General features: G+C 62.0%; 19 protein-coding genes and 1 pseudogene. 8 read left to right on the plus strand and 12 right to left on the minus strand.

From position 1 onward, the window contains the following. Nucleotides 1-157: 157 nt before the first annotated feature. Nucleotides 158-1,372 carry an ABC transporter substrate-binding protein gene (locus JD971_RS00270; RefSeq protein WP_202087177.1) on the minus strand — a complete coding sequence of 405 codons (1,215 nt, stop codon included), beginning with the start codon at nt 1,370-1,372 and terminating at the stop codon, nt 158-160. Beyond that, nucleotides 1,372-1,950: an ANTAR domain-containing response regulator gene (locus tag JD971_RS00275; protein ID WP_202085109.1), complete on the minus strand. Its 579-nt coding sequence runs from the start codon at nt 1,948-1,950 to the stop codon at nt 1,372-1,374. The genes JD971_RS00270 and JD971_RS00275 overlap by 1 nt, the downstream gene beginning before the upstream one ends. A 484-nt stretch (nt 1,951-2,434) precedes the next feature. On the opposite strand from JD971_RS00275, the gene JD971_RS00280 reads away from it, so the two are divergent. The 6 genes from JD971_RS00280 (at nt 2,435) to JD971_RS00305 (ending at nt 8,919) form a co-directional block, all read left to right on the plus strand. Beyond that, complete coding sequence (locus JD971_RS00280) at nt 2,435-3,922, plus strand: ShlB/FhaC/HecB family hemolysin secretion/activation protein (protein ID WP_202085111.1); 1,488 nt, start codon at nt 2,435-2,437, stop codon at nt 3,920-3,922. A gap of 196 nt (nt 3,923-4,118) precedes the next feature. Beyond that, nucleotides 4,119-4,886, plus strand: coding sequence for a filamentous hemagglutinin N-terminal domain-containing protein (locus tag JD971_RS00285; protein WP_202085113.1), 768 nt, complete (start codon nt 4,119-4,121; stop codon nt 4,884-4,886). Continuing rightward, on the plus strand, nt 4,796-7,936 hold the full coding sequence (locus JD971_RS00290; RefSeq protein WP_202085115.1) for an MBG domain-containing protein: 3,141 nt from the start codon (nt 4,796-4,798) through the stop codon (nt 7,934-7,936). The genes JD971_RS00285 and JD971_RS00290 overlap by 91 nt, the downstream gene beginning before the upstream one ends. Continuing rightward, complete coding sequence (locus JD971_RS00295) at nt 7,933-8,082, plus strand: hypothetical protein (RefSeq protein ID WP_202085117.1); 150 nt, start codon at nt 7,933-7,935, stop codon at nt 8,080-8,082. Before JD971_RS00290 ends, JD971_RS00295 begins: the two co-directional genes overlap by 4 nt. Before the next feature lie 358 nt (nt 8,083-8,440). Continuing rightward, on the plus strand, nt 8,441-8,716 hold the full coding sequence (locus tag JD971_RS00300) for a hypothetical protein (protein WP_202085119.1): 276 nt from the start codon (nt 8,441-8,443) through the stop codon (nt 8,714-8,716). Nucleotides 8,717-8,730: 14 nt separating this feature from the next. Further along, entirely contained in the window at nt 8,731-8,919 is a 189-nt protein-coding gene (locus JD971_RS00305) for a hypothetical protein (RefSeq protein WP_202085120.1), read from the plus strand. 107 nt (nt 8,920-9,026) lie between these two features. Here the strand turns inward: JD971_RS00305 and JD971_RS00310 are convergent, their stop codons facing one another. From JD971_RS00310 to JD971_RS00330, 6 genes and pseudogenes are all read right to left on the minus strand, one after another. Further along, complete coding sequence (locus JD971_RS00310) at nt 9,027-9,749, minus strand: PleD family two-component system response regulator (RefSeq protein WP_202085121.1); 723 nt, start codon at nt 9,747-9,749, stop codon at nt 9,027-9,029. After that, nucleotides 9,746-12,019, minus strand: a complete 2,274-nt coding sequence (locus JD971_RS00315) for a response regulator (RefSeq protein ID WP_236672415.1) — start codon at nt 12,017-12,019, stop codon at nt 9,746-9,748. The genes JD971_RS00310 and JD971_RS00315 overlap by 4 nt, the downstream gene beginning before the upstream one ends. After that, on the minus strand, nt 12,019-12,546 hold the full coding sequence (locus JD971_RS00320; protein ID WP_202085123.1) for a YfiR family protein: 528 nt from the start codon (nt 12,544-12,546) through the stop codon (nt 12,019-12,021). Before JD971_RS00320 ends, JD971_RS00315 begins: the two co-directional genes overlap by 1 nt. Nucleotides 12,547-12,556: 10 nt before the next feature. Next, nucleotides 12,557-14,035, minus strand: coding sequence for a TonB-dependent receptor plug domain-containing protein (locus tag JD971_RS00325; RefSeq protein ID WP_371809760.1), 1,479 nt, complete (start codon nt 14,033-14,035; stop codon nt 12,557-12,559). 90 nt (nt 14,036-14,125) lie between these two features. Further along, nucleotides 14,126-14,494: pseudogene (locus tag JD971_RS16940) on the minus strand (TonB-dependent receptor plug domain-containing protein); the annotation flags it as partial. Between the two features lie 144 nt (nt 14,495-14,638). Continuing rightward, nucleotides 14,639-16,330, minus strand: coding sequence for a bifunctional diguanylate cyclase/phosphodiesterase (locus JD971_RS00330; RefSeq protein WP_202085125.1), 1,692 nt, complete (start codon nt 16,328-16,330; stop codon nt 14,639-14,641). Between the two features lie 589 nt (nt 16,331-16,919). Here JD971_RS00330 and JD971_RS00335 point away from each other — a divergent pair. Next, nucleotides 16,920-18,005, plus strand: coding sequence for an aldose epimerase family protein (locus JD971_RS00335; RefSeq protein ID WP_202085127.1), 1,086 nt, complete (start codon nt 16,920-16,922; stop codon nt 18,003-18,005). A 281-nt stretch (nt 18,006-18,286) separates the two neighbouring features. Here the strand turns inward: JD971_RS00335 and JD971_RS16945 are convergent, their stop codons facing one another. Continuing rightward, nucleotides 18,287-18,493: a hypothetical protein gene (locus JD971_RS16945; RefSeq protein WP_371809681.1), complete on the minus strand. Its 207-nt coding sequence runs from the start codon at nt 18,491-18,493 to the stop codon at nt 18,287-18,289. On the opposite strand from JD971_RS16945, the gene JD971_RS00345 reads away from it, so the two are divergent. Continuing rightward, nucleotides 18,464-18,697 carry a hypothetical protein gene (locus tag JD971_RS00345; protein ID WP_202085129.1) on the plus strand — a complete coding sequence of 78 codons (234 nt, stop codon included), beginning with the start codon at nt 18,464-18,466 and terminating at the stop codon, nt 18,695-18,697. The two genes, JD971_RS16945 and JD971_RS00345, sit on opposite strands and share 30 nt — an antisense overlap. A gap of 202 nt (nt 18,698-18,899) precedes the next feature. Here JD971_RS00345 and JD971_RS00350 read toward each other — a convergent pair whose 3' ends face one another. The 3 genes from JD971_RS00350 to JD971_RS00360 all read right to left on the minus strand — a co-directional run bounded on the left by JD971_RS00350 (nt 18,900) and on the right by JD971_RS00360 (nt 21,598). Next, complete coding sequence (locus JD971_RS00350) at nt 18,900-19,652, minus strand: NTP transferase domain-containing protein (RefSeq protein WP_236672174.1); 753 nt, start codon at nt 19,650-19,652, stop codon at nt 18,900-18,902. Further along, entirely contained in the window at nt 19,618-20,709 is a 1,092-nt protein-coding gene (locus JD971_RS00355; RefSeq protein WP_202085133.1) for an inositol-3-phosphate synthase, read from the minus strand. The genes JD971_RS00350 and JD971_RS00355 overlap by 35 nt, the downstream gene beginning before the upstream one ends. A gap of 64 nt (nt 20,710-20,773) precedes the next feature. Next, nucleotides 20,774-21,598 (minus strand): CDP-alcohol phosphatidyltransferase family protein, encoded by an 825-nt coding sequence (locus tag JD971_RS00360; protein WP_202085135.1) that lies wholly within the window; start codon nt 21,596-21,598, stop codon nt 20,774-20,776. Between the last annotated feature and the right edge of the window lie 2 nt (nt 21,599-21,600).

Here is a 21,600-nt window from a genome sequence, read left to right on the forward strand (position 1 = left end):
CGGTCGGGCGGCATCGTTGCCACGCATTTTCGGAGTTTCGTGCCGGATAAAACGATGCCCGCACATTGGGCACCACCGGCTTGCGCACAATATTACGCGATTCGATATTGCGATGCAACAAAAACCTTGTTGGCCGGTTGGGCCGGCAATATTGCTTTCAGATGTGCAGTTGCTTCTGCAGATAGTCCTCCGCCCGGTCCGGGTCGAAGATGTTTCCGTCGAAAAAACCGTTCGCGCTGAGTGTTATTCGTCCCTGCTGCGCGCCGACAGCGAGCGGCCTCACCAGACTACCCTCGACCTTCGAACTCGCGCCGGGCAGAAGGTCGCCCGTGCCTTCGAGGGCGCGGCGATAAACATCGGGCCGGAATACCGCGGCCGCCCTGCCTGCCTGAACGGGATCGAAGGCCAGCCCTTCCCAACGCGCGAGTTGGGTATAAAGCCACGTCGCCTGGCTGATCCACGGGAAATTGGCGGCCTCATCGTACTGGTACATGAAATCCGGGTAGGAAATCGGCGAAGCACCGACCGTCAGGACCAATTGATCGGAAATCGCCCGGCCCACGATATCGGCCGACCCATCGAGATATTCCGCCCTGGCGAGAATGGCTGCGGCCTGCTGGCGGTTTGCCGGATCGACGAACCACCGGCCCGCCTGGCGCATTGCGCGGATCAACCCTTCGATCGCTGGCTGGCGGTCGGCAAGGCGCGGCTCCCGCATTGCGAGAACCTTTTCCACACCGCGCCGCCATATCTGCGCGGTGGCAAGAACGATGCGGCCGGCACCGCGTTCGACCGCGACCGAATTCCACGGTTCGCCCACGCACGATGCGTCAATCTCCCCGTTTGCCAGCGAATCCGCGCTGAAAGGCGGGGCGATGGTCACGATCTCCACGACCTTGTCCGGGCGGATGCCGCACGCGGACAGCCAGTAGCGGAGCATGTAATTGTGCGAGGAATGGCGATGGACCACGCCAAAGCGCAAGGGCCGCCCCTGCGCACATCGTTCCAGCGCCACCTCCGCCAGTGCTGCACCCAATTGCGCAGGCTCACCCAGCCCGGGCTGCGGCCACACGGCATCGGCCAGATCCGTCCTGAAGGTTATCGCATTCCCGTTGAGGCCGAGCACGAATGGTGCGGCGATCGGGCGCGCCGGGCGTCCCCGGCCGAGCGTCGTGGCAATGGCAAGAGGCGCGAGCAAATGGGCTGCATCCGTATGGCCATAGAGAAGCCGGTCGAGCACGGTCGCCCACGTGACGTCGCGCGTCAACGTCAGGTCGAGCCCTTCGGCCTCGGCAAAGCCCAGTTCACGTGCGAGAATGGGCAGGCAGGCATCGACCAGCGGCAGGAATCCAATCGTCAGTTTTTCGCTCATCATCCGCCCTTCATCAACTCGTGCGCGGTGACCACCGCTTCTGCTATGGCCGCGATCCTCCTGTTCGAACTCATCGCCTTCTGGCGCAATTCGGCATAGGCTTCAGGCTCCGAGCATCGCCTCTCGTTCATCAAGATGCGCTTGGCCCGATCCACCACCTCGCGCTCGTGCAATTGGCCACGCGCCTGGGCGAGCTCGTCTTCGAGACGAGAGAACGCATCGAACCGCCTGACCGCGAGATCCAGCAACGGCCGTATGCGCGGCGCCGACAGGCCATCGACGACATATGCCGAAACACCGGCATCGATCGACGCCGCAATCGCGTCGTCGTCGCTTTCGTCGACGAACATGGCGATGGGGCGGGCCAGCGCGCGGCTGACCGCGAAATACTCTTCGAGAACATCGCGGGCCGGATTGCCGAGGTCCATGATCACGATGTCGGGGTCGATCTCGGCAATCCGCGCCAGCAAAGCCAGCCGGTCGGTGAGGACGAAGATTTCGGCATCGTCGAACGCCTGTAACCCTTCCTCGATTATCGTAGCCCTCGCCCGGCTTTCATCGATCACGACTATTCGCATGCCGGGATTGTGCAGCGCAGCATCCGATTAAGCAAGAAAACTCAGATAGAGACGCCTCATAAAATAAGGGGTGGTTTCGATGACGCACCGCGGCGGAGAACCTGTCGAATGGAGCTGTTCGTCGAAAGTGGAGCGCTGTCCGTTTTGCGCATTGGCCTCGTCCCGATCTATTCTTCAGGCCATCGGGATTTGCGGCTTTGTCCAAAAGCGGCCCTTGCGAAATAGCACTCCCGCTTCCCCCATTAGCGCTGTGCATGTCGAACCCTGCACCCTGCGATGTCCTGCCAATACCATGTTTTCGGCACAGTGCCCGGATACGTGAACAACGGAAATGCGTGGCGGCCGCCGACGCTCCCCTAATCTGACGATAAAGAGTTTTTTATGTCTTGGGCATACAGCGGCGCCGACAAAAAGACGGACGATAAGCTTGAAACGCCAATACAGAGGCCCCGCCGCCCTCGCGGTCGCGGTGTTTGGAACAGCTGTGCCCTTATCCTCGGCCACCGGGCAATCGATCCCCGCGCCGAGCAGGGTCGTGCCCGAAGCCATCGCACCGCCTTTACCGGAAATCGGGCGCGACACGATCGATCCGCGACGTGCCGACATCGTCGGGTTGCCTGGCCGGGCGGACGATCTTTCGGTCACGCTGTCCTCGATCCATGTCGCCGGGCTCCGGCCGCGTTATCGCAAACAGGTCGACGCTCTTGTCGCGCCGCTTGTCGATGTGCGCGTCAAAGTGTCGAGGCTGTACGCGCTCGCCGGGGAGATCGAGGCGATTTTCGCGCGTGACGGCCATATTCTGACCCGCGTCGTCGTGCCGCCGCAAGCGCTTGCCGATGGCGGGGATCTGCGGCTCGAAATCGTCGAAGGCTTTATCGAAGGCATCGATACCGGCGGACTGCCTCGCCGTGTGCGCGGAGCCGTGTCCGCGCCGCTGACCCGCCTTGTGAAACGGCCCGGCATCACGCTGCCGGAGATCGAGCGGCAGCTTCTCCTCGCCGGGCGCGCGGCTGGCGTGACGCTGCGGTCCGCTCTTGTCGCGGGTCAGGAGGCGGGCGGCACGCGCCTCGTTCTGGAGGCAGGCTGGAAACCTGTTTCCGGCACTGTGACGATCGATAATCGGCCGGGCGATGTTTACGACAATGCGAAAATCGACGGCCTTGTTGCGATAAACGGCGTGTTGGGTACGGGCGAGCGGATCTATGGCTATCTCTCGACCGCGCCGGATCTGGCGCTGACCTCCGCGTCGCCGCTGCGCCGCATTTTCGGCGCGGGTTTCGACATGCCGATCGGTGGCGGCGGGCTGGTGTTCCATGTTGACGGGATTACCGCCGATATCAATCCGCGCACCCCTGCGAACGTCGCACGGCTTATCGGGACGTTCGAGCGGTTCGGGGCGGGGTTGCGCTATCCGGTGGTGCTGCGGCGGCGGGAACAGCTCGACGTCGATCTGTCGCTGGAGGCTGTGCGCGAGATACAGACCTTGCCGCAATTCGCGACGGATCTCAGCCGCGATCGGCTGCGCACGGTGTCGCTCGCGGTGAACTGGCGCAGATCGCGGGGCGCAGCGACGCAAGCCGGTTTGCGCATCGGCCTTGCGCAAGGTCTCGACGCGCTGGGTGCGCGCACGGTCGATGCGTCGGCGTCCGGTATCCCGTTGTCGCGGCTCGGTGCAAGGCCCGACTATACGGCGCTGCGTGCCGAGAGCGAGCTTTCCTCCCCCCTGGGCAGAGGGTTTCGCGGCAGCCTCTTTCTTCGCACTCAAATCAGCGCGAGCGGCCCGCTTCCCGCCGCTGCGCAATTTTCGCTCGATGCGCAGGATGCGGTGGCCGGATACAGCCTTGGCGCGCTGAACGTCGATGAGGGCACGACGGTGCGCGGCGAACTGGCTCGGACGGTTTTACAAGAGCGGTCCTTCGCCGTTTCGCCCTATCTCCTGGCCGCATACGGGCATGGGCGGCTCAAACGGTAGACCGCGCTGGAACGGGGTCGCGGCGATGCATGGTCCATCGGTACCGGCGTTCGCGCGGTCCTGCCCGGATCGCTGAACGGCATGGCGGAGGTCGCCTATGCCAGGGACACGCTGCGCGATGCGGGCGGCGTCCGCCTCACCGCGAGCCTTGGCCGCAGCTTCTGAATGCGCGGCGGGCTTTGATGGATACCCGATCATGATACCGAGCAGAACCGCACGCCTTTTCGTATCCGCCGCGCTGTGGCCCACGATGGCCGTGCCCGCCGCCGCGGCGCAGGACCTGCCCACCGGCGGCACCGTCGTCGCGGGCGATGCCGTGATCGGGACGCCTGTGTCGGGCACGATGACGATCACGCAGGCAAGCGAGCGGGCCGTTATCGACTGGACCGGGTTCAATATCGCGCAGGGTCACGGCGTCGTTTTCGACCAACCGGGCGTCGATGCCATGATCCTCAACCGCGTGACCGGTTCGGCGGGAAGCGAAATCGCCGGGACATTGCGGGCCAACGGGTCTGTCTTCATCGTCAATCCCAATGGCATCCGGCTGTCGCCGACCGGACGGGTTCACGCGGCACGGGGGATCGTCGCCTCCACGCTGGACCTCGCGAACGAGGCATTCATGTCGGGCGGCGGAACGCTTTCCGGCGAGGGGGCCGGCGCCATCGTCAACCATGGCCGCATCACGGTCGGGGAACGTGGATATGTAGGCCTGCTCGGCCATAGCGTGTTCAGTGACGGAACCATCGTCGCACCGCTCGGCAGCATTACCATCGGGGCTGCGAGCGTCGCGACCCTCGACATTCACGGGGACGGTTTTCTGCAACTGGGCGTGCCTGCTGCTCCTGCTGCCGCGGGACACATGTCGCGATCGGCATGGCGCAGGCGCAGAACCTTGCCCGCAATATCGTCAACCTTCCGGGCGAGGCCACGAGCGTCGGGGGTAGCGACGGCAATATCGTGCTGATGGGGCAGGTCGAGGCGCGCGGCGGCACCGTCACCGTCGCCGGCGGGGGCACGATCACCCTGAACGCCGTGTCGATCGACGTATCGGGGATGGAGGCTCGCGGCGCGCAGGACGGCGGGGCCGTGCGCATCGGCGGCGACTGGAACGGGGAAGGACCGATGCTCCGGGCGGAAAACCTCTCGGTCGACGGGCGGAGCGTCATTCGCGCCGACGCCGCCGGTACGGGGCATGGCGGCAGCGTCGTCCTGTGGTCCGACGGCCGCACCGATTTCGCCGGCACGATCTCGGCGCGCGGCGGCGGGGTCGGCGGCGATGGCGGCATGGCGGAGGTGTCGGGCCGGCGTCTGCTCGCCTATACCGGCGCCGCCGATCTGCGGGCGGTCGCGGGGCGCACCGGCGATCTCCTCCTCGACCCTTACAATATCACCATTTCGAACGGCCCGAACACCGGTCCCGGCAATGACAGCATCATCAATGCAACGACGCTCGAAAATCAGCTGGAGACCGCGAGCGTCACGATCTCCACCCGCGGCGGCGGGACGCAGGCCGGCGATATTACCGTGGCCGTTCCGCTTGCCTGGGATGCGAACACGCTCACGCTCCTCGCCGCGGGAAGTGTGAACGTCGATGCGGTGATGACCGCCGGCGGCACGGCGAAGCTTGCCGTACTGACCGAAAATGGCGCGCTGAACGTGCGTGGGGGGCGGGTCGATTTCACCAGCACGGACAACGGCCTGTCGATCAATGGCGATGCCTATACGATCATCACCGCACTGGGCGAGGCAGGTTCGGCGACCGGAACCGATCTGCAGGGTATCGATGGGCGGCCCGGCGGGTTCTACGCCCTGGGTGCCGATCTCGATGCATCGGCCACCGCAGGCTGGAACGGCGGCGCAGGATTTGCGCCCATCGGCGGCGGCGCGGCGGAATTTACCGGCAAGTTCGACGGGCTGGGCCATGTGATATCCGGCCTCACCATTCAACGCCCCGATCAGAGCAACGTTGGCCTGTTCGGCACGGCGGCACGCGCGGCGATTGGCAATGTCGGATTGATCAATGCGCAAGTGGCGGGGAACGAGCAGGTCGGCACGCTGGTGGGGCGGTTCTTCAACTCCACCCTGCGCAATGCCCATGCTTCGGGTTCGGTATCGGGCAATTTCTTTGTCGGCGGGCTGGTCGGTTTCGCGTTCAGCGACAGCACCATTCGCGCGGCGTGGAGCGATGTCGCCACATCGGGAGGCGAAGCTGCGGGCGGGATTGCGGGCGGCGCGATCAATGCCTTCGTGTCGGAGGTGCTGTCCACCGGATCGACCAGCGGAAGCGCCCATCTCGGCGGTATCGTGGGCCTCGTCGACAGCAGCACCATCGCCGATGCGCACGCCTCCGGGACGGTGTCGGGCACGTCGCGGCTCGGCGGCCTGCTGGGCGGTGCATATAATGCCGCGATCATCAACAGCTATGCGAGCGGGAGGGTGCACGGGCAAAGCGATACAGGCGGGCTCGTCGGGGTGGACGCATCGCGCCTGATCGCCAGTTCGTACTGGAACACCGAGACGAGCGGCATCGCGGCAAGTGCGTCGCAGGGCGGGGTCGGCAAGACCACGGCGGAATTGCAGAAGGCGGCGACCTTCGCCGACTGGAGCCTCGACAATGTCGGCGGGCAGGACGCGGTGTGGCGCATTTACGAAGGCTATACGGCCCCGCTTCTCAAGGTGTTTTTGACGCCCGCGGTGGTCGACGTCACGGGCCAAGGCTCCGCCGTCTATGATGGCACGGCCCAGCTCGCCGGGGTAAGCTACGCCTTGCGAGGCGGTTTGAGCGCCGGGCCGGTAAAGGGCGGATTGATCGGCAGGACCGATGCCGGCACCTATGCCATCGGGATGGACGGCCTTTATTCCGGACAGCTGGGATACGATCTGATCGGCGGGACGGTGGGGAGCCTGACCATTACCCCGCGCCCGCTTGTTATCACGGCGGACGACATCACGCGCATCTATGGCGACGGCAATCCGGCCCTCACCTATGCCATTACCGAAGGAAGCCTTGTTGCCGACGAGGCTTTGCGGGGTGCGCTTTTTACCTCCGCCCGCGGCGATAGCGACGTGGGCCGCTATGCCATCGGCGCGGGTACGCTCACGGCGGGGCCGAATTACGCGGTTCTGTTTCGCGGCGGGACGCTGACCATTACCCCGCGTGCGCTCACCGTGACCTATACCGCCGACATGGCAAGCCGCATCTATGGCGACGCCGGGCCGGCGCTCGGCGGGAATGTCGCGGTGGGCGGCCTTCTTGACGGCGATGCACTATCGGGCACGGCCGTATGGCACAGCGATGCGACCGACCTGTCCGGCGTGGGCCGTTATGGAGTGACCGGATCGGGGCTGTCGGCGGGGGGCAATTACGTGCTGAACACCGTTCAGGCCGCGGGCAATGCGACCGCGCTGACCATCGCCAAACGCGCGATCACGGTGGTCGCCGACGACCAGTTCCGCGTTTACGGCGATGCGAACCCGCAGCTCGGCTATAGCGTGATCCATGGCGGCCTGGTCAATGGCGACACGCTTCACGGCGCACTCGCGACAGACGCGAACGTCCGAAGCGATGTCGGGCAATATGTCATCGACGCAGGCGCGTTGTCCGCCGGCGAAAATTACGATCTGACCATCGGCAACGGCGTGTTGCGCATCGCCCCGCGTCCGCTCACCATTGTGTATGGCGCCGATGCGGCAGAGCGGATTTACGGGGACGCGAATCCCCTGCTTTCCGGCGATGTGACGGTCATCGGCCTTGCCAATGGCGATCGGTTGTCGGGAACGGCGGACTGGACGAGTGATGCGGGAATACGGAGCGATGTCGGACAGTTCCGCGTGACGGGCGCCGGCCTCGACGCAGGCGCCAATTATAGCGTGACTCAATTACAGGCGGATGGAAACGACCGCGCCCTGACCGTGAACAAGCGCGTGCTCTACGTGGCGGCGGATGATGGCATCCGCCTCGAAGGGGCGGGCATTCCGCCGCTCGGCTACACGATCACCGCGGCAATCTGGTGAACGGCGACGTGATGACCGGCGCGCTCACGACCGATCCGATGGCCGCGCGCAAGGGGGATTACGCCATCCTTCGCGGCACGTTGATGGTTTCGGAGAATTACGATCTGCAGTTCAGCGCCGGCACATTGTCCGTGCTGGCCCGGTAAGCAACGATCCCCGCGCGGGAGGTTGCGAGCCACGGGCACATCGGTCAGTCACCTGCGAATGATCCGGATACACTCGACTTTTGCAACACGCTTGCCCCCTGCGCCTCCGCTGCGGGCGATGCCGATTAGGTGAAGCAGAAAGCGATCAGGCAGGCTTCCCGCGCCCCAATTCGTCCCGCTCCGCAATACAAGGCACCCAGGATTCCCGGCCTTCCAAATCCAGATAACAAAGCAATCGGAGCTGTCAGTCGGACGCAAACCGCCCTCCGTTTTGCGGCGTGCGCCCTTCCCCGCTCGGTTCTTGCGCCATGAGGTTCGGCCAATCGACCAGAACGGCTGAGCGGCGGGTCTTTCATATTTGCTTACCGACACGATGACGTTCGGAATTAAACCAAGATTGGGACGTTGCGTGTCGAAAGGCAAAATCCTGAAGCGCCTGTATTTTTCTGAAGCGCAGCATTGCGCGCTCTCTTCGTCGAAATGGCGAGTGCGAATTTCCGGCGCGCTGGTTTGCGTAGCGGCCCGTGTTCTGCTTCCGCGAATGTCCGATTTCGCTCGCAGAAATCCAGTCCCCACGGATGTCGAGCATCCTGACAGTGCGCGCCCCGATGGCGAAAACCTTGCATTCGTCTGATCCGCTGGAGACGAATGTCCACCGAGGATATCGCGGCCAAAGCTGCTCCACCGAAGCATTACTGCCTCATGGCAGATGTCGCCCCCACGGTCCGACAGGAGCTCTTCGACGTTCCGCAAAAACAACCGGAAACGGACATCCATCATCACGAGCAGACGGATTGCGTCCGGCCACGCATGGAAACACCGGAACGGGTAGGCTGATTTGCTTGCTCAGCGCACCCACCCCCCCCCTGCCCCCCACCGCGCAATTTTTCCAGAGGCAACATCCCTCTCGCAGTGCAACGGTGCGCCAGAGGTGACCCTCCGGACTAGCTTCCTTCGATAACAAGCTGATTCAAAAGCTCTTTCAGCTCATAAATCAACGCAAGATTGGGCGTTTTTCCGGCCACGACGCTATCGAACACGACATTGAATTTTTGATTGATCTCGACCAACGGAAGATCGGCAAGGGTCTTGGACGGAGGGCTCTGAATGGATCTCGCCGATCGCTTTGCCAACTCCTGTTCGTGCTTCAGCCGCAGCGCAATTTCGGATTTCAGTTCGCTTTCCAGATCGGCGAGAACAAGGTTTCGCATCGTCACCTTCTCATCGAGAGCCGCGTTCGACATGCGAAGATCTGAGGCATTCCCCTGTTTCTGCAGCTGGGAATCGATCCTGGCCCGCAGCACCACATAATCGATCGGCTTGGTGACATAATCATCCGCCCCTGCCTCGAGCGCTTCTACCGTTGCCTGATTTTCGGCGCGGGCAGTGACCATGATGACCGGCAGATCGACCGTCGCCGGATCCGCGCGCAGGTGCCGCAGGACCTCGATGCCGTTCATGTTCGGCATCATGTAATCCAGCAGCATGATATCGGGCCGTATGCGGGTCAGCAGCTCCAGAGCCGCTTCGCCGCTGTCGACACTCATGGCGTTGTATTTGTGCAATTCCAGCTGGCGGCACAGGACCGAACGGTTGGCCGCCATGTCGTCGACCACGAGCACCATCACCTTCTGGCGATCCGCTTCGCTGAGTGATGTCTTGGTCATGCCGCCACTCCTCTGGGTCTGCTGGTATCGAAATTCGACAGCGTCCTGGCCAGATGGCTGGGGCTGAGGCCGTGCTTGAACAATACGCTTTGCACCTTGCTTTGCAGTTCGCTTGCGTCCTCGTTGCTCATCGCCTTGCCGGTCACCACGAAGATGAGCGGTTTGGGACGATCGGAAAATTCCGCGATCCATTGGATCAGATCGTGACCATCGAATTCCGGCATGCGCAGATCGGTGATCACGAAATCATAATCCTTGGCGCGCAATAAAGCCTGCGCGTCCCGGCCATTCACGGCTACGTTGACCGTGTATCCCGCTCGCTCCATGCCGCGGCCGTACATTCGCGTCGTTGCCTCATCGTCATCGACGATCAGAATCTTGCCCGACCGGCGCGTGGCATATTGCGCCAGCACCCCGGTCACCTCGGAACGGCTGACCGGTTTGATGAGGTGTTCGCACGCGCCCGCGTCGATGGTGGCCCTGCGATCGTCATTGACCGACACGATGACCACAGGCGTCGCGGAAAGCTGCGGATCGCTGCGCAATTCTTTCAACACATCGAACCCGTTCACCTGCGGAATGGCGAGGTCCAGGAGAATGATCGCGGGATTATGTTTTCGGATAAGAGCCAACGCCTTTTCCCCGTCGTTTGCCACCGCCGTGGCGTAACCGGCTTGAATGGCCATGCGTTCAAGCAATTTGGCAGCGCTAGGTTCATCGTCGACGACCACAGCCAGCAGCTTTGAGCCGTCGACTTCGGCGGTGTTGGACGTGACAACATCTTCGGGGACACGGGCGGGGGCCAGTTCGCTACCGGAATCGGTCAGTGCTTGCACGCTATCGAGGTCGGCCTTTATCCTGATGGTAAAGGTCGAACCGACGCCAGCGCTGGATTCGACCTCGATCGTTCCGCCGAGCAATTCGGCGAACCGTTGGGTAATGGTCAGACCGAGCCCGGTGCCACCAAACCGGCGGGTGGTCGATGCATCGGCCTGGCTGAAAGGTTGGAACAGCCTGTCGACCTGTTCTTCGCTCATCCCGATGCCCGTATCCGAAACGGAAACGACCAGATCGCTGCTATCTCGCCGCGCCAGAATGAATATCCGGCCATTTTCGGTAAACTTGCAAGCATTCGATCCCAGATTTAGCAGCGACTGACGCAGCTTGACCGAATCCGATTTCGCAATCCCTATGTCCTCGGCAATCTGCAAATGTATACGATTGCCGCGTTGGGCGGCCATCGGTTCCAGCATCTTGGTAACTTCGCCCATGATACTTGCCACATCGAACTCGTGGATATCCACATCCATCCGACCCGCTTCGATCTTGGACAAATCAAGAATGGAATTGATCAGTTCCAGCAATTGCTGTGCCGAGCTCGCGATCCAGCCGACATCTTCGAGCGATCGTTGATTGTCCGCCCCCTGCAATTCCTCAAGCAGAACATCGGCATATCCGATGATCGCGTTGAGGGGCGTGCGCAATTCATGACTCATATTGGCAAGAAACTGTGACTTGGCGACGTTCGCCGCCTCCGCCTGATCGAGTGCGACGGTAAGCTCGTCGGCCTTTTCGACCAGGGCCTCGTCGCGGCTTGCAACGGTCTCCACCATCCGGTTGAAATTATCGGTGATCAGCGAAAAATCCGGGTCCAGTTCCGCCTCGAGCCGCATGGTGTAGTCATTGGAGATCGTGAACTTCTGGATAGCGTCGCTCAATCGGCCGATCGGCGCGAATGCCACCTTGTTCATCTTTCGCGCGACGACCATCGATATCATCAGACACAGCGAAAACAGGACGAGGATCGCCGTCCAGGTTTCGGCGACGATATCGCTGAACGACCGCAATCTGACCTTCATTTCAACCCAGCCGAGCCGCTCTCCATCGACCGTCACCATTCTGCGAACGGTTTCCAGTTGATCGGTATCATCGCCAAGACCGGCCGCGGAATTTTCATAAGACGTGAACAGCGTCCCATCGTTCGCAAAGACGGACACCGATGCGACATCCTCGATCCCCTTGATCGACATCAGGTTCTCGCGCGCGGCTTGCGGATCTGCGAACATCAACGCGGGGCCGGTGTTGGATGCGATGACCTGCGTGATCTGATTGTGCCGCTGCAACGCCAGACGGCCCTCTGTGAGAAATTGCATCCCGATCAGGCCGAGGCTCGCCAGCAACAACGCCACGGACACCAGCATGGCGCTTGTCACGGTCAGCTTGGTCTTGAATCGCATGTTCGCGAGACTGCCGCGCGACGGGCCCTCCATCACCGGGCGACCTTTGACGCCAATCGTATCAGGCGCGAGCTGATTGTGAGCTGGCTGTTCGATGCCGCGACCAGGTTCAGCTGGAAACGCACCTGACCGCCGCTTTGCACCAGACCGACCGTGCCGCCATTGTCGATGAACCGGCGGCCACCCCCGATCACCAGACGCCCACGAGCCGAAGCGCGCTGAATCTGATCGCGGCCACTGGAATCGAGATAGACCACATCACAGCCGGAATAGGAACCATCGCGCGCGGTTCGGACCAATACGATGCGCGACCCGGCCCGGCGGCCGGAGAACGAGCGGAACGCTTCGTATCCGTCGGCGTCCGGCGCGACGCAAAAATCGATCGTCCCTCTTTGTTCCGGGGCAAATTCGATAAAGCGCAGCACGTTGAACACGATCGCAGCCCGCAATTGATCGACGTCGCTGGATTTTGCGCTGGTAAGCGTGATCGTCGTCGCCCACGCCAGACCGCACACAGCGACCAGGCCGGACAGCTTCGAAAGGGTTGAAAGCTTGAACATGACGACCCCCTCAGAACCGGTACCGTAGCTCAAGCGCTACGTTACGAGGGACAGTGGAGCGCGGCGCGGGATAGGTATCGAACAGGAATTCAAATCGGCGCGGTTCAAGCAGGTTTTCGCCCACGAGAGACAGTTCGAGCCCGTTGGGTGCTTCGTATCTGAGGCGGACGTCGCCATCGAAATAGGACGGCACTTGCCCGCCGATCAGTTCGTCCACGAAGCGAAGCTGCGTGTTGAGCGCGAGGGATGTGCTCAACTGGAAATTATTGCTGAGCGTAGCCTGATGTTCGGGGGACCCGTCCAGCGGCAGGAACCCGTTGAAACGCTCGCCACTCAGCCTGTCGGTTCCGGTTCGGCCCTTGAAATAGGAATAGCCCAGCTGGCTATGCCACCACGGTGCCACCTGCCCTTTGATCAATGCTTCCAGCCCCCAGGTCTCGGCCTTGCCGCGAAACTGGAACTGCGCCGTGGTCGTGAGACTGAGCGGGAACGGAACGTTGGGAATGAAATTGGGCTCGACCGCGATGACGGTCGGTTCCGCCAGGCTATCGTAGAAATTATAGTAGCCTGCGACGTCGATGCTCCATTGGGGTGCAATATTTGCCCGAAAACCCGCCTCGTATGCCAAAAGGTTTTCAGCCTCGGCATCGGGCTTGCCAAGAAAGCTCGTAAAAATGGGGAGCGGTGACGGATTTCTCCCTGTATTGGGCGGCAGGGCGGCAAGTTGAAAATCCGCGTAACGTTCGAACCGCGATGGCGTGCGGACCGCGCGTGATACCGCGCCCCAGATCGCGAGATCCTGGTTCGGCCGATAGAACATCCTGACACCGGGCTGAAATTCCACCCCGGTAAAATCGTTATATTCAAGCTTGGCCCCGATCGTCAGGCGCAGTGTCTCGGCGATGAGGGTGATATCGTCCTGGACGTATCCGCTGATCCAGTAATCGGTTCCTTCCCGGTCGAGGAAATCGACCCGCGGATCGATCAGCACGAAGCGATCCGACATCGCCCGCAGGCTCAGGCCGAAATTGACGTCATGCGTTTCGTTTAACCGCCAATTGGCGCCAAAATCCAGATCCGCAATCGACCACTCAAAATCGAAATAGCCCAGTTCCTCGCGGCTTACGGTGGTATAATAGGCCTGAAACGAGTAATCGAGCTGTTCGCTATGCTCGCGCCGCCAGCGCCCCAGAACGCTGAATTCGTTGTAATCGACCGCGGTCAGCACCGGGATCGGGGTGGGATCGATCTGGGCCGGATCTATGTTGAAAGTGGTCGTATCGCGGGCGCCGATCTTGTAATCGGCCTGAAGCGTCATTGCATCGCGGGCGGTTGGCTGCCAGTCGAAGCGCGCACCCACCGCGCCTTCATTCGCGGCTGTGCCGAGGTCATCGCCGCTGAGTGACTGCAAGCCCTGATCGCGGCGATATACGCCGTTGATGCGGATCGTCGAATCCGCCCCGATTTCGCTGCCGGAAGACAATTCCACGAGTTGTTCGCGCAAACCTGCACGGGCGCTTGTCCGAATACCCAGCGTATCCGCGCTGTTCTTGGTGATGATGTTGATGACGCCATTGACCGCGTTCGCACCCCATAAGGTGGACCCGGGCCCGCGGACGACCTCGATCCGTTCGATATCGTGCAGCGGGATGTTGAGCTGATCCCAGAAAACGCCCGACAGTGTCGACACATAGACCGACCGGCCATCGACCATGACAAGCATGGATCCCGAGTTCCGGCCATTGAACCCGCGGATGGTAACGGCGGTCACGCCATTGGTTATCTGGCCGACTTCGACGCCAGGAACCACGCGAAGGAGATCGGTAATGTTGGAACTGGCGGAATTGCGGATTTCCTCCTGCGTAATCACGTATACCGCGGCGGCAGAATCGTCGACATTCTGCCGCTTCTTGGCGACCGAGGTCGATTCAAGCACCAGCAGATCTTCCAGATCGGTGCTCAGCAGGTCATCACCCGATGTCGCCTCAAGTAACGGGTCAACCTGCGCATGAGTAAGCATGGACACCCCAGCCAGACAGCTCGATGCGAGCAAGATGGTAGCGAATTTTTTCATGATGATCCTGCTGACCGATTAGGCGGCTTCATGCCTTCTGGCGGCTTTGGATTGTTCTTCTGTCAATCCGGCCCTACGTGGACGCCGCTGGTAACTGGCGGACAGTCGCTTGAGTTTTTCGAACGTGACCGGACGTGAAAACAAAAAGCCCTGAAGGACATCGCAGCCCATCGATTGAAGAATCTGCATCTGGTTCTTGTTCTCGACCCCTTCTGCCACCGAGTGGAATCCGAGACTGTTGGCGAGGCTGATGATGGTTTGAACCAGCACATGCGCTTCGGTGCTGTATTCGATATCCTTCAACAGCGATCGATCGATTTTAAGGCGGGAAACCGGCAGCATGAGGAGATTGGCAAGGTTGGAATAGCCGGTCCCGAAATCGTCGATGGCAACGGTCACGCCGAGCTCTGCAAGCTTGTTGAGGTTCCTGAGGCTGGCCTGGGGATTGGATACGGCTGCGTCCTCGGTCGCCTCGATCTGGAGCAGGTCGGGCGAACATCCCCACCGCCCGATCAACGATCGAACGAGCGAGGGAAACTCAATCTTCTCAAGCCTGTGGGGGGACACGTTGACAGCAATCATCAACGGCATGCCATCCCGTTCAAGCTCCGCGACCTTCGAAACTGCGTCGTTGATGACCCATTCGTCGATGGCCGCTGACAGGTTGGATCGCTGAATGGCCGGAAAGAAATCAGCTGGCGCCAGCACCCCCCGCGTGGGATGGTTCCACCGCAGCAAGGCTTCTGCGGAGCAGATATCCAATGTTCGCGCATCGATAAGCGGCTGAAAATAAAGCTCAAGCTCGCCACGTGCGATGGCGTCGCGAACCTCGTTTTCTTCCTGCTCCGCCTTGCGCGCTGCATCGAGGAGCGATTCCCGGTAGAATTCGCACCGGTTTTTTCCAAGAGCCTTGGCCTGATACATGGCCACATCGGCCTTGCGGATCAAATCGAGGTAATCGGTACCGTGTTCGGGCGCAAACGCGACGCCGATGCTCGCGCCGATCCGCACCGATTTCGTTCCGATCTGAAAAGGATCGGACAGAATATGAAGAATGCGATTTGCTATTTTCTGCGCCACGCCAGCCGAGCCGGTTTGCGCGACGAAGATGACGAATTCGTCGCCTCCGAACCGGGCGAGTGCGACATTCGACGCATGGGCTTCCAGGTGGCCGGAGAAGTCGTGGCGTACCACCATCTTCAGGCGTTCCGCCAATAAAATCAGAAGCTTGTCGCCCTGGCTATGGCCCATCGCATCGTTCACCTGTTTAAAACCGTCCATGTCGATGAACAGCAGGCAATGCGAAGAACCAGATCCGCCTTCGCGCAGGCGATGCTCGATAAAGGCTTCCAGCCCAGCGCGATTGTTGAGCCCGGTCAGCGGATCTCGAGCGGCGATCGACTGAAGCTTCGCAAGCTGTTCGTCGCGGTCTGAAACCGACGCATCGCTGCCACTTTTCGAATGGGCAGTATCGTCCGAGTTCCGGTCGGCCGCGAGCGGGTTGCGGATATGCCGTGATTCCGGATTTCGCCGTTGCCACCGTCCGACGATCAGACCGAGGACACCGATCGAGATCATCGTAAGAGCTTGTGCGCCAGACAGGAGAGAAAGACCGACCGCGATAACTGCAAGCGCGGCATGTGCTTCGCTGCGCGCGATCAAACGCCTTGCCAAAGCCGGTAGCGCCTTCGTCCCTCTGCCTGAAGCCATCCTATCCATGGCAAAGCTTTGACAGGAAGCCGTAAACACGAAGTTATTCGACTTTGCCAAGAGCCCTTATGCTTTCACCCGGGCAATTAGGGTTACCGACACGTTCGATATGGCGCTTGAAGGCGCAGGCCGTGATCATGCCAAATGTCTGCGCGGGCCTCATGTGTTCCGCAATGACGGCCCTTGCTCCATCGCGCGGGACTGGCCGCCAATCTCAATGACGAACAAATGAGACACGTGCGCGAAGCAGTGGTCCAAACTGCTTCCAGCAGTGCCGCGCCGTCTCGCGGCAGATGCCGATCCCGCACTCGGCCAGCAGATCCTCGACATTTCCGAAGGCGGAGCGGAATATGGACATACATCATCATCGCCAGGCGGATGATCTGGGGCGAGGAGTTGAAATGACGGAACGGGCTGGCTCGTTTTCGCCGTCCGGGTATGGACACCCCCTCCCCGCGCCCACGCAGTTTTCGATCAAGTGCATTTGCTCCGACAGGATCTTCGCGAACGCTCTCGTGCCCCTTTCAATCGCGACGAGAACACCATATCGCACGCGATCAATACTCCGATTATTTCGAAAGCCGCGCTCATGAAAACCACCGCCGAAAACGACAATGTCGAGATCGGGATTTTCGATCACCTCCCCGACGGACGCCCGGTTCATGTCATAACCCTTCGAAACGGCGGAGGGTTGACTGCGCGGGTGATTACATATGGCGCGCGGGTCCAGAGTTTCGTGATGCCCGACAGGAATGGTGAACCGGCGGACGTGGTGCTTGGCTATCCGGGTATCGATGGCTATCTTTCGGACCCGGCCTATCTCGGCGCGACGGTCGGGCGGTGGGCAAATCGCATTGCGGATGCGACCTTCACCCTTGCCGGCCAGCCTTTCGTCCTTGCCACGAACGACGGACCAAACTCGTTGCATGGTGGAACGCAGGGGTTCGATTCCCGGCTCTGGAGCATTGAGCACGTGTCGGGGGGGCCATCGCCCTGTGCCATACTCTCGCTGCTCAGCCCGGAGGGCGAGGAAGGCTTTCCGGGCGAGGTGCGGGCCAAGGCGATGTTCACGCTCGATCCCGACGGGCGTCTGGGCATCACCTACGAAGCGGTGAGCGACCGGACCACCATAATGAACCTCACGCATCACGGTTATTGGAACCTGGCCGGTGAAGGGTCGGCGCGCGACGCGCGGGAGCAGGAATTGACCATCCATGCGGATCGATTTCTCCCCACCCGGGCCGGCCTCATTCCGACCGGGGAATTTCGCGCGGTCCGGGAAACACCTTTCGATTTTCGGACACCGCTCGCGCCGTTGTCGCGTGCGGATGCCGACGATCCGCAATTGCGGCTTGCCGGTGGCTATGATCATTGCTGGATCCTGGGTGACGGCAAGGCGGAGGAACCGCGGAAGGTGGCGACGCTGCGCGATGCGCATTCGGGCCGCGCCGTCGATCTGTGGTCGGATCAGCCGGGCCTGCAATTCTACGGCGGCAATTTTCTTTCAGGCAACGCACCGGGCAAGTGCGGGCGTGTCTATCGCCCCCATGATGGCATCGCTCTCGAACCGCAGCTTTTTCCCGATACGCCGAACCGCCCCGCTTTCGGTTCGGGTCTTCTCGAACCGGGCGAAACCTATCGCCATCGCATGATCTGGCGGTTTTATTGCGATTGAGCGTCACGCCGCTTGACCCATACCTCGATCAGGGCGCGGACTCTTTCCCCAATGTCCTCCGCACCCCGGCAGGGTTTGTAAAGCGAGGAGCCGCTCCTGAATCCGGCGGCGCCGACCTCGTGCCATCGGCCCGTCAACTGCACGTCGATCCCGCCGAGGGGAAGGGGCAGCGTCGCGTCCGGTAGCACCGTTCGCACCGCCTTGATCGCCCGCGCGCCGCCTTCATCTGTCGGAAGCGCAGCATCGCTTTCTCTGGCCGTCGGAATGCCCGATGCAAAGTCTCAGCCCTCTTGTTCGCCCACCGACCCGTCCCTTGCGCTCGCGAATGTCCGCGTTCGGACATCGCAGCATTGCAGGAGCGCAGTCCGCCAGTCGTTGTGTCCTCCGGCGATCCATGACGCTCGAGCGGCGGCGTTGTCCCTTGTTCTGATGACGTAGCGTTCGAGCGCCTCACCGTCGTGACCGACGGCGCGCCGCAAATACATCATCTCGCCGTTGATGCGGACGTAAATCTCGTCGAGCTGCCATGGCCATTGGCGAAAACCGCGTATTCAATTCAACCGTTGACGGCGAATATCTGCCGCGAACATCAGACCTCAAAGCCGCACCCGTTTCGTGAAAAAATTTCGAGGCCGCGTTCGGGCAGCAGGCCGTCGATGCAGCAGCGAAGTAAAACGCCACGAAAAGAATGACTTACGGCGAACAATGGAAAAAGCGGATAGGTTTGCAGGTTTCTTCACCCGGCGCATTCGTCCCCCCTCCTCTGCGCCACACATTTTGCCCGAGGCACAATCCGTCCCACAGTGCCGACGCGAGCCATCCTAAGACCGCCCCTCTATGGACCGGCTACTTTCGCACAATGTCCGGCTGCGTCACTCGCCTGACCCGAAATCATCAGGTGCTATTCAGCCATGTTTCTGCGTTGCGCAGTGCTATCGGATCGTCGACATCGATCCAGTCGAGATCGCTGCAATCGAGGGTGGATGCCAGCCCCTGCCGGTAAAGGGCACGCATGCCATCGCTCAGCGAAGGGGCGCCCTGCGTCCGCAACGCGTCGAAGAGGCCCTTCGCAATGGCGAACACCCCCATGTCGTAGCAGTCGGGATCGGTCAGGCCCTTGCCAATATCGGTGATGATGCCCCCATGTGTTCGCACGCATGTGACATCATCCTTGTCGATCCAGGGATGGTCGAGCCGCCGATCGACCGCAAGGCATGCGCCGCCTCCGGCACCGTGCCGCGCCATGCGCGCGTATAATTCGGGCACGACGAGGTGATCGCACATGGCCAGCACACCATCCTGCCCCCCCAGCGCCTCCTCCGCCGCCAGCACCGACATGCCATTGGGCAAGGCGGGATCGGGCGTCGGCACCACCTCCACCCACGGGCCGCGATGGCGCCCGGAAAGATGCCGCCGGATGGCATCGGCTTCGTGGCCAACCACCACGATCACCCGCACGATCCCCGCCTGCTCCATCCCGTCGAGCGCATGATCGATCAGCGCCTTGCCCCCGACTCGGCACAGCGGCTTGCACGGGGCGGCGGCGCGCAAACGGCTTCCGAAGCCGGCCGCGAGCAGGATGCCTGTCCGGATCATCGCGGCCGCCGCGCCGTCATGCATCGACGATAAAGCGTTCGAGCGCGGCATGCGCGAGATCGTCCGTCGTCTGCGTCCGCGGGCGCTTGCAGAAATAGGCCGAAGCCGGATCGATCACCCCCTTCAGCCCGCGGTCCCGCGCGATCCGGGCGCAACGGATCATGTCGATGGCCACACCCGCGCTATTGGGCAGATCCTCCACCGAAAGACGCAGTTCCAGGTTCATCGGGACGCCGCCGAACAATTGCCCCTCCATCCGCACGAAACACACCTTGTTGTCGTTCAGCCACGGCACGTAGTCGGACGGCCCGATATGGACATCGTCGTGCGCAAGCGGGCGGGCCGCGACCGATTGCACCGCCTCTGTCTTGGAACGCCGCTTGTCCGCCAGGCGCCCGTGATTGGACATGTTGAGGAAATCGGTATTGCCGCCGGTATTGAGCTGATACGTTCGGTCGAGCGTGACCCCCCGCTTGGCGAACAGGTCGGTCAGGACGCGGTGCACGATGGTCGCGCCCAGCTGCGCCTTGATATCGTCGCCGATGATCGGCACCCCCGCCGCTTCGAAACGGGCCGCCCATTCGGGATCGGAGGCGATGAACACCGGAATCGCATTCACGAAGGCGACGCCCGCGCGCAGGGCGCATTCGGCGTAGAACTCGGTCGCTTTCTGGCTCCCTACCGGCAGGTAGTTCATCATCACCTCTGCGCCGGATGCCTTCAATTCGGCCACGACTTCGTCCGCATCCGGCTGGTCGGCGTCGGCGATGACGAAGCTGCGGTCCTCGCCCCTGTCCGCCATATGCTCCGCCACCCCGTCGAGCACCGCGCCCATGCGCACGACCGCGCCGGTCGGCGGTACGTTGTCGCAGAACACGGCGGTGCAGTTCGGTTTGGCACCGATCGCTTCGGCAACATCGCGTCCGATCTTGCGGCGGTCGATGTCCCATGCCGCGACGATGGCGATGTCCTCGGGTCGGTAACCGCCGAGCTCGGCATGCATCAGCCCGACCGCATCCCCGGCCCCGCGACGGTAATGTTCAAGCCCCTGGACAAGGCTGCTCGCGCAATTTCCGATACCGACGATGGCGACGCGAATTTTATTCATTTTTCTTCCTGTCCTTGGGTGTTTTCATTGGGGGGCGGTTCGGCGGTATTGTTCCGGTCGCCTCCTATTTCGTGAGGGCGCGCTCTATCCCGCGGTGCCAGATCATTGCGGCCGCCGCGGCGAGGGAAAGGGGGACGATCTCGAACCACCAGAAGAGCCGCGGATCGCCGAGCGAGGCCGCAACGAAGATCGCAAATACGCGCACATTCGCGGTTTGAGACCACATCAGCCGCATCGGCCCGGTGGCCGCCTCGGTATAAAGCGCGATCATGGCCGCCCGGTCCGTCGCGGCGGCGAGGCGGTTTTCGAACGGACGAGGCCCGCGATCCGGAGCGGTGGAAAGCCGGTCGTAAAGGCGCAGGATGCGGCTTTCACCGGATGCGGGCGATGGCGGATCAAGTCGCCCCGCCGCCCGCCTGTGAAAACGGGCGCGCTCCCCTTCGTAAAGGTTCGACTGAATCGCGTGGGCGGCACCGGCCGCGATCGCCAGCATCCACCCCTCCCCCGTGCCAAGGCGCAGCGCCAGCGCGACATAGATCATCACGAACACGCCATGATCGCACAGCCCGTCGAGAAGCCGCCCCGCCGCGCTCTGCGTTCCGCGCGCGCGCGCCACCATGCCGTCCAGCCCGTCCATGATCAGCCAGCCTATTGAAAGCGCCAATCCCGCAAGCAAGGCGGCGGACGACCGCCCCATCCCATAGGCCAGCGCTGCCGCTGCCCCGAGTAACAGCCCGAAGATCGAAACGCAATTCGCGGAAAGGCCGGCCCGTAACGCGAGCGGCAACAGCATCCGACCCAGAGGATGGATGAGCCAGCGATTGGACGGCGCTTCGATCCGGGGGTCGCGAACGTCGCACGGGGTCGGCATAGGCAGCGCGGCGTTCATCG

It is taken from the genome of Croceicoccus sp. YJ47 (genome assembly GCF_016745095.1).
GTDB lineage: Bacteria > Pseudomonadota > Alphaproteobacteria > Sphingomonadales > Sphingomonadaceae > Croceicoccus.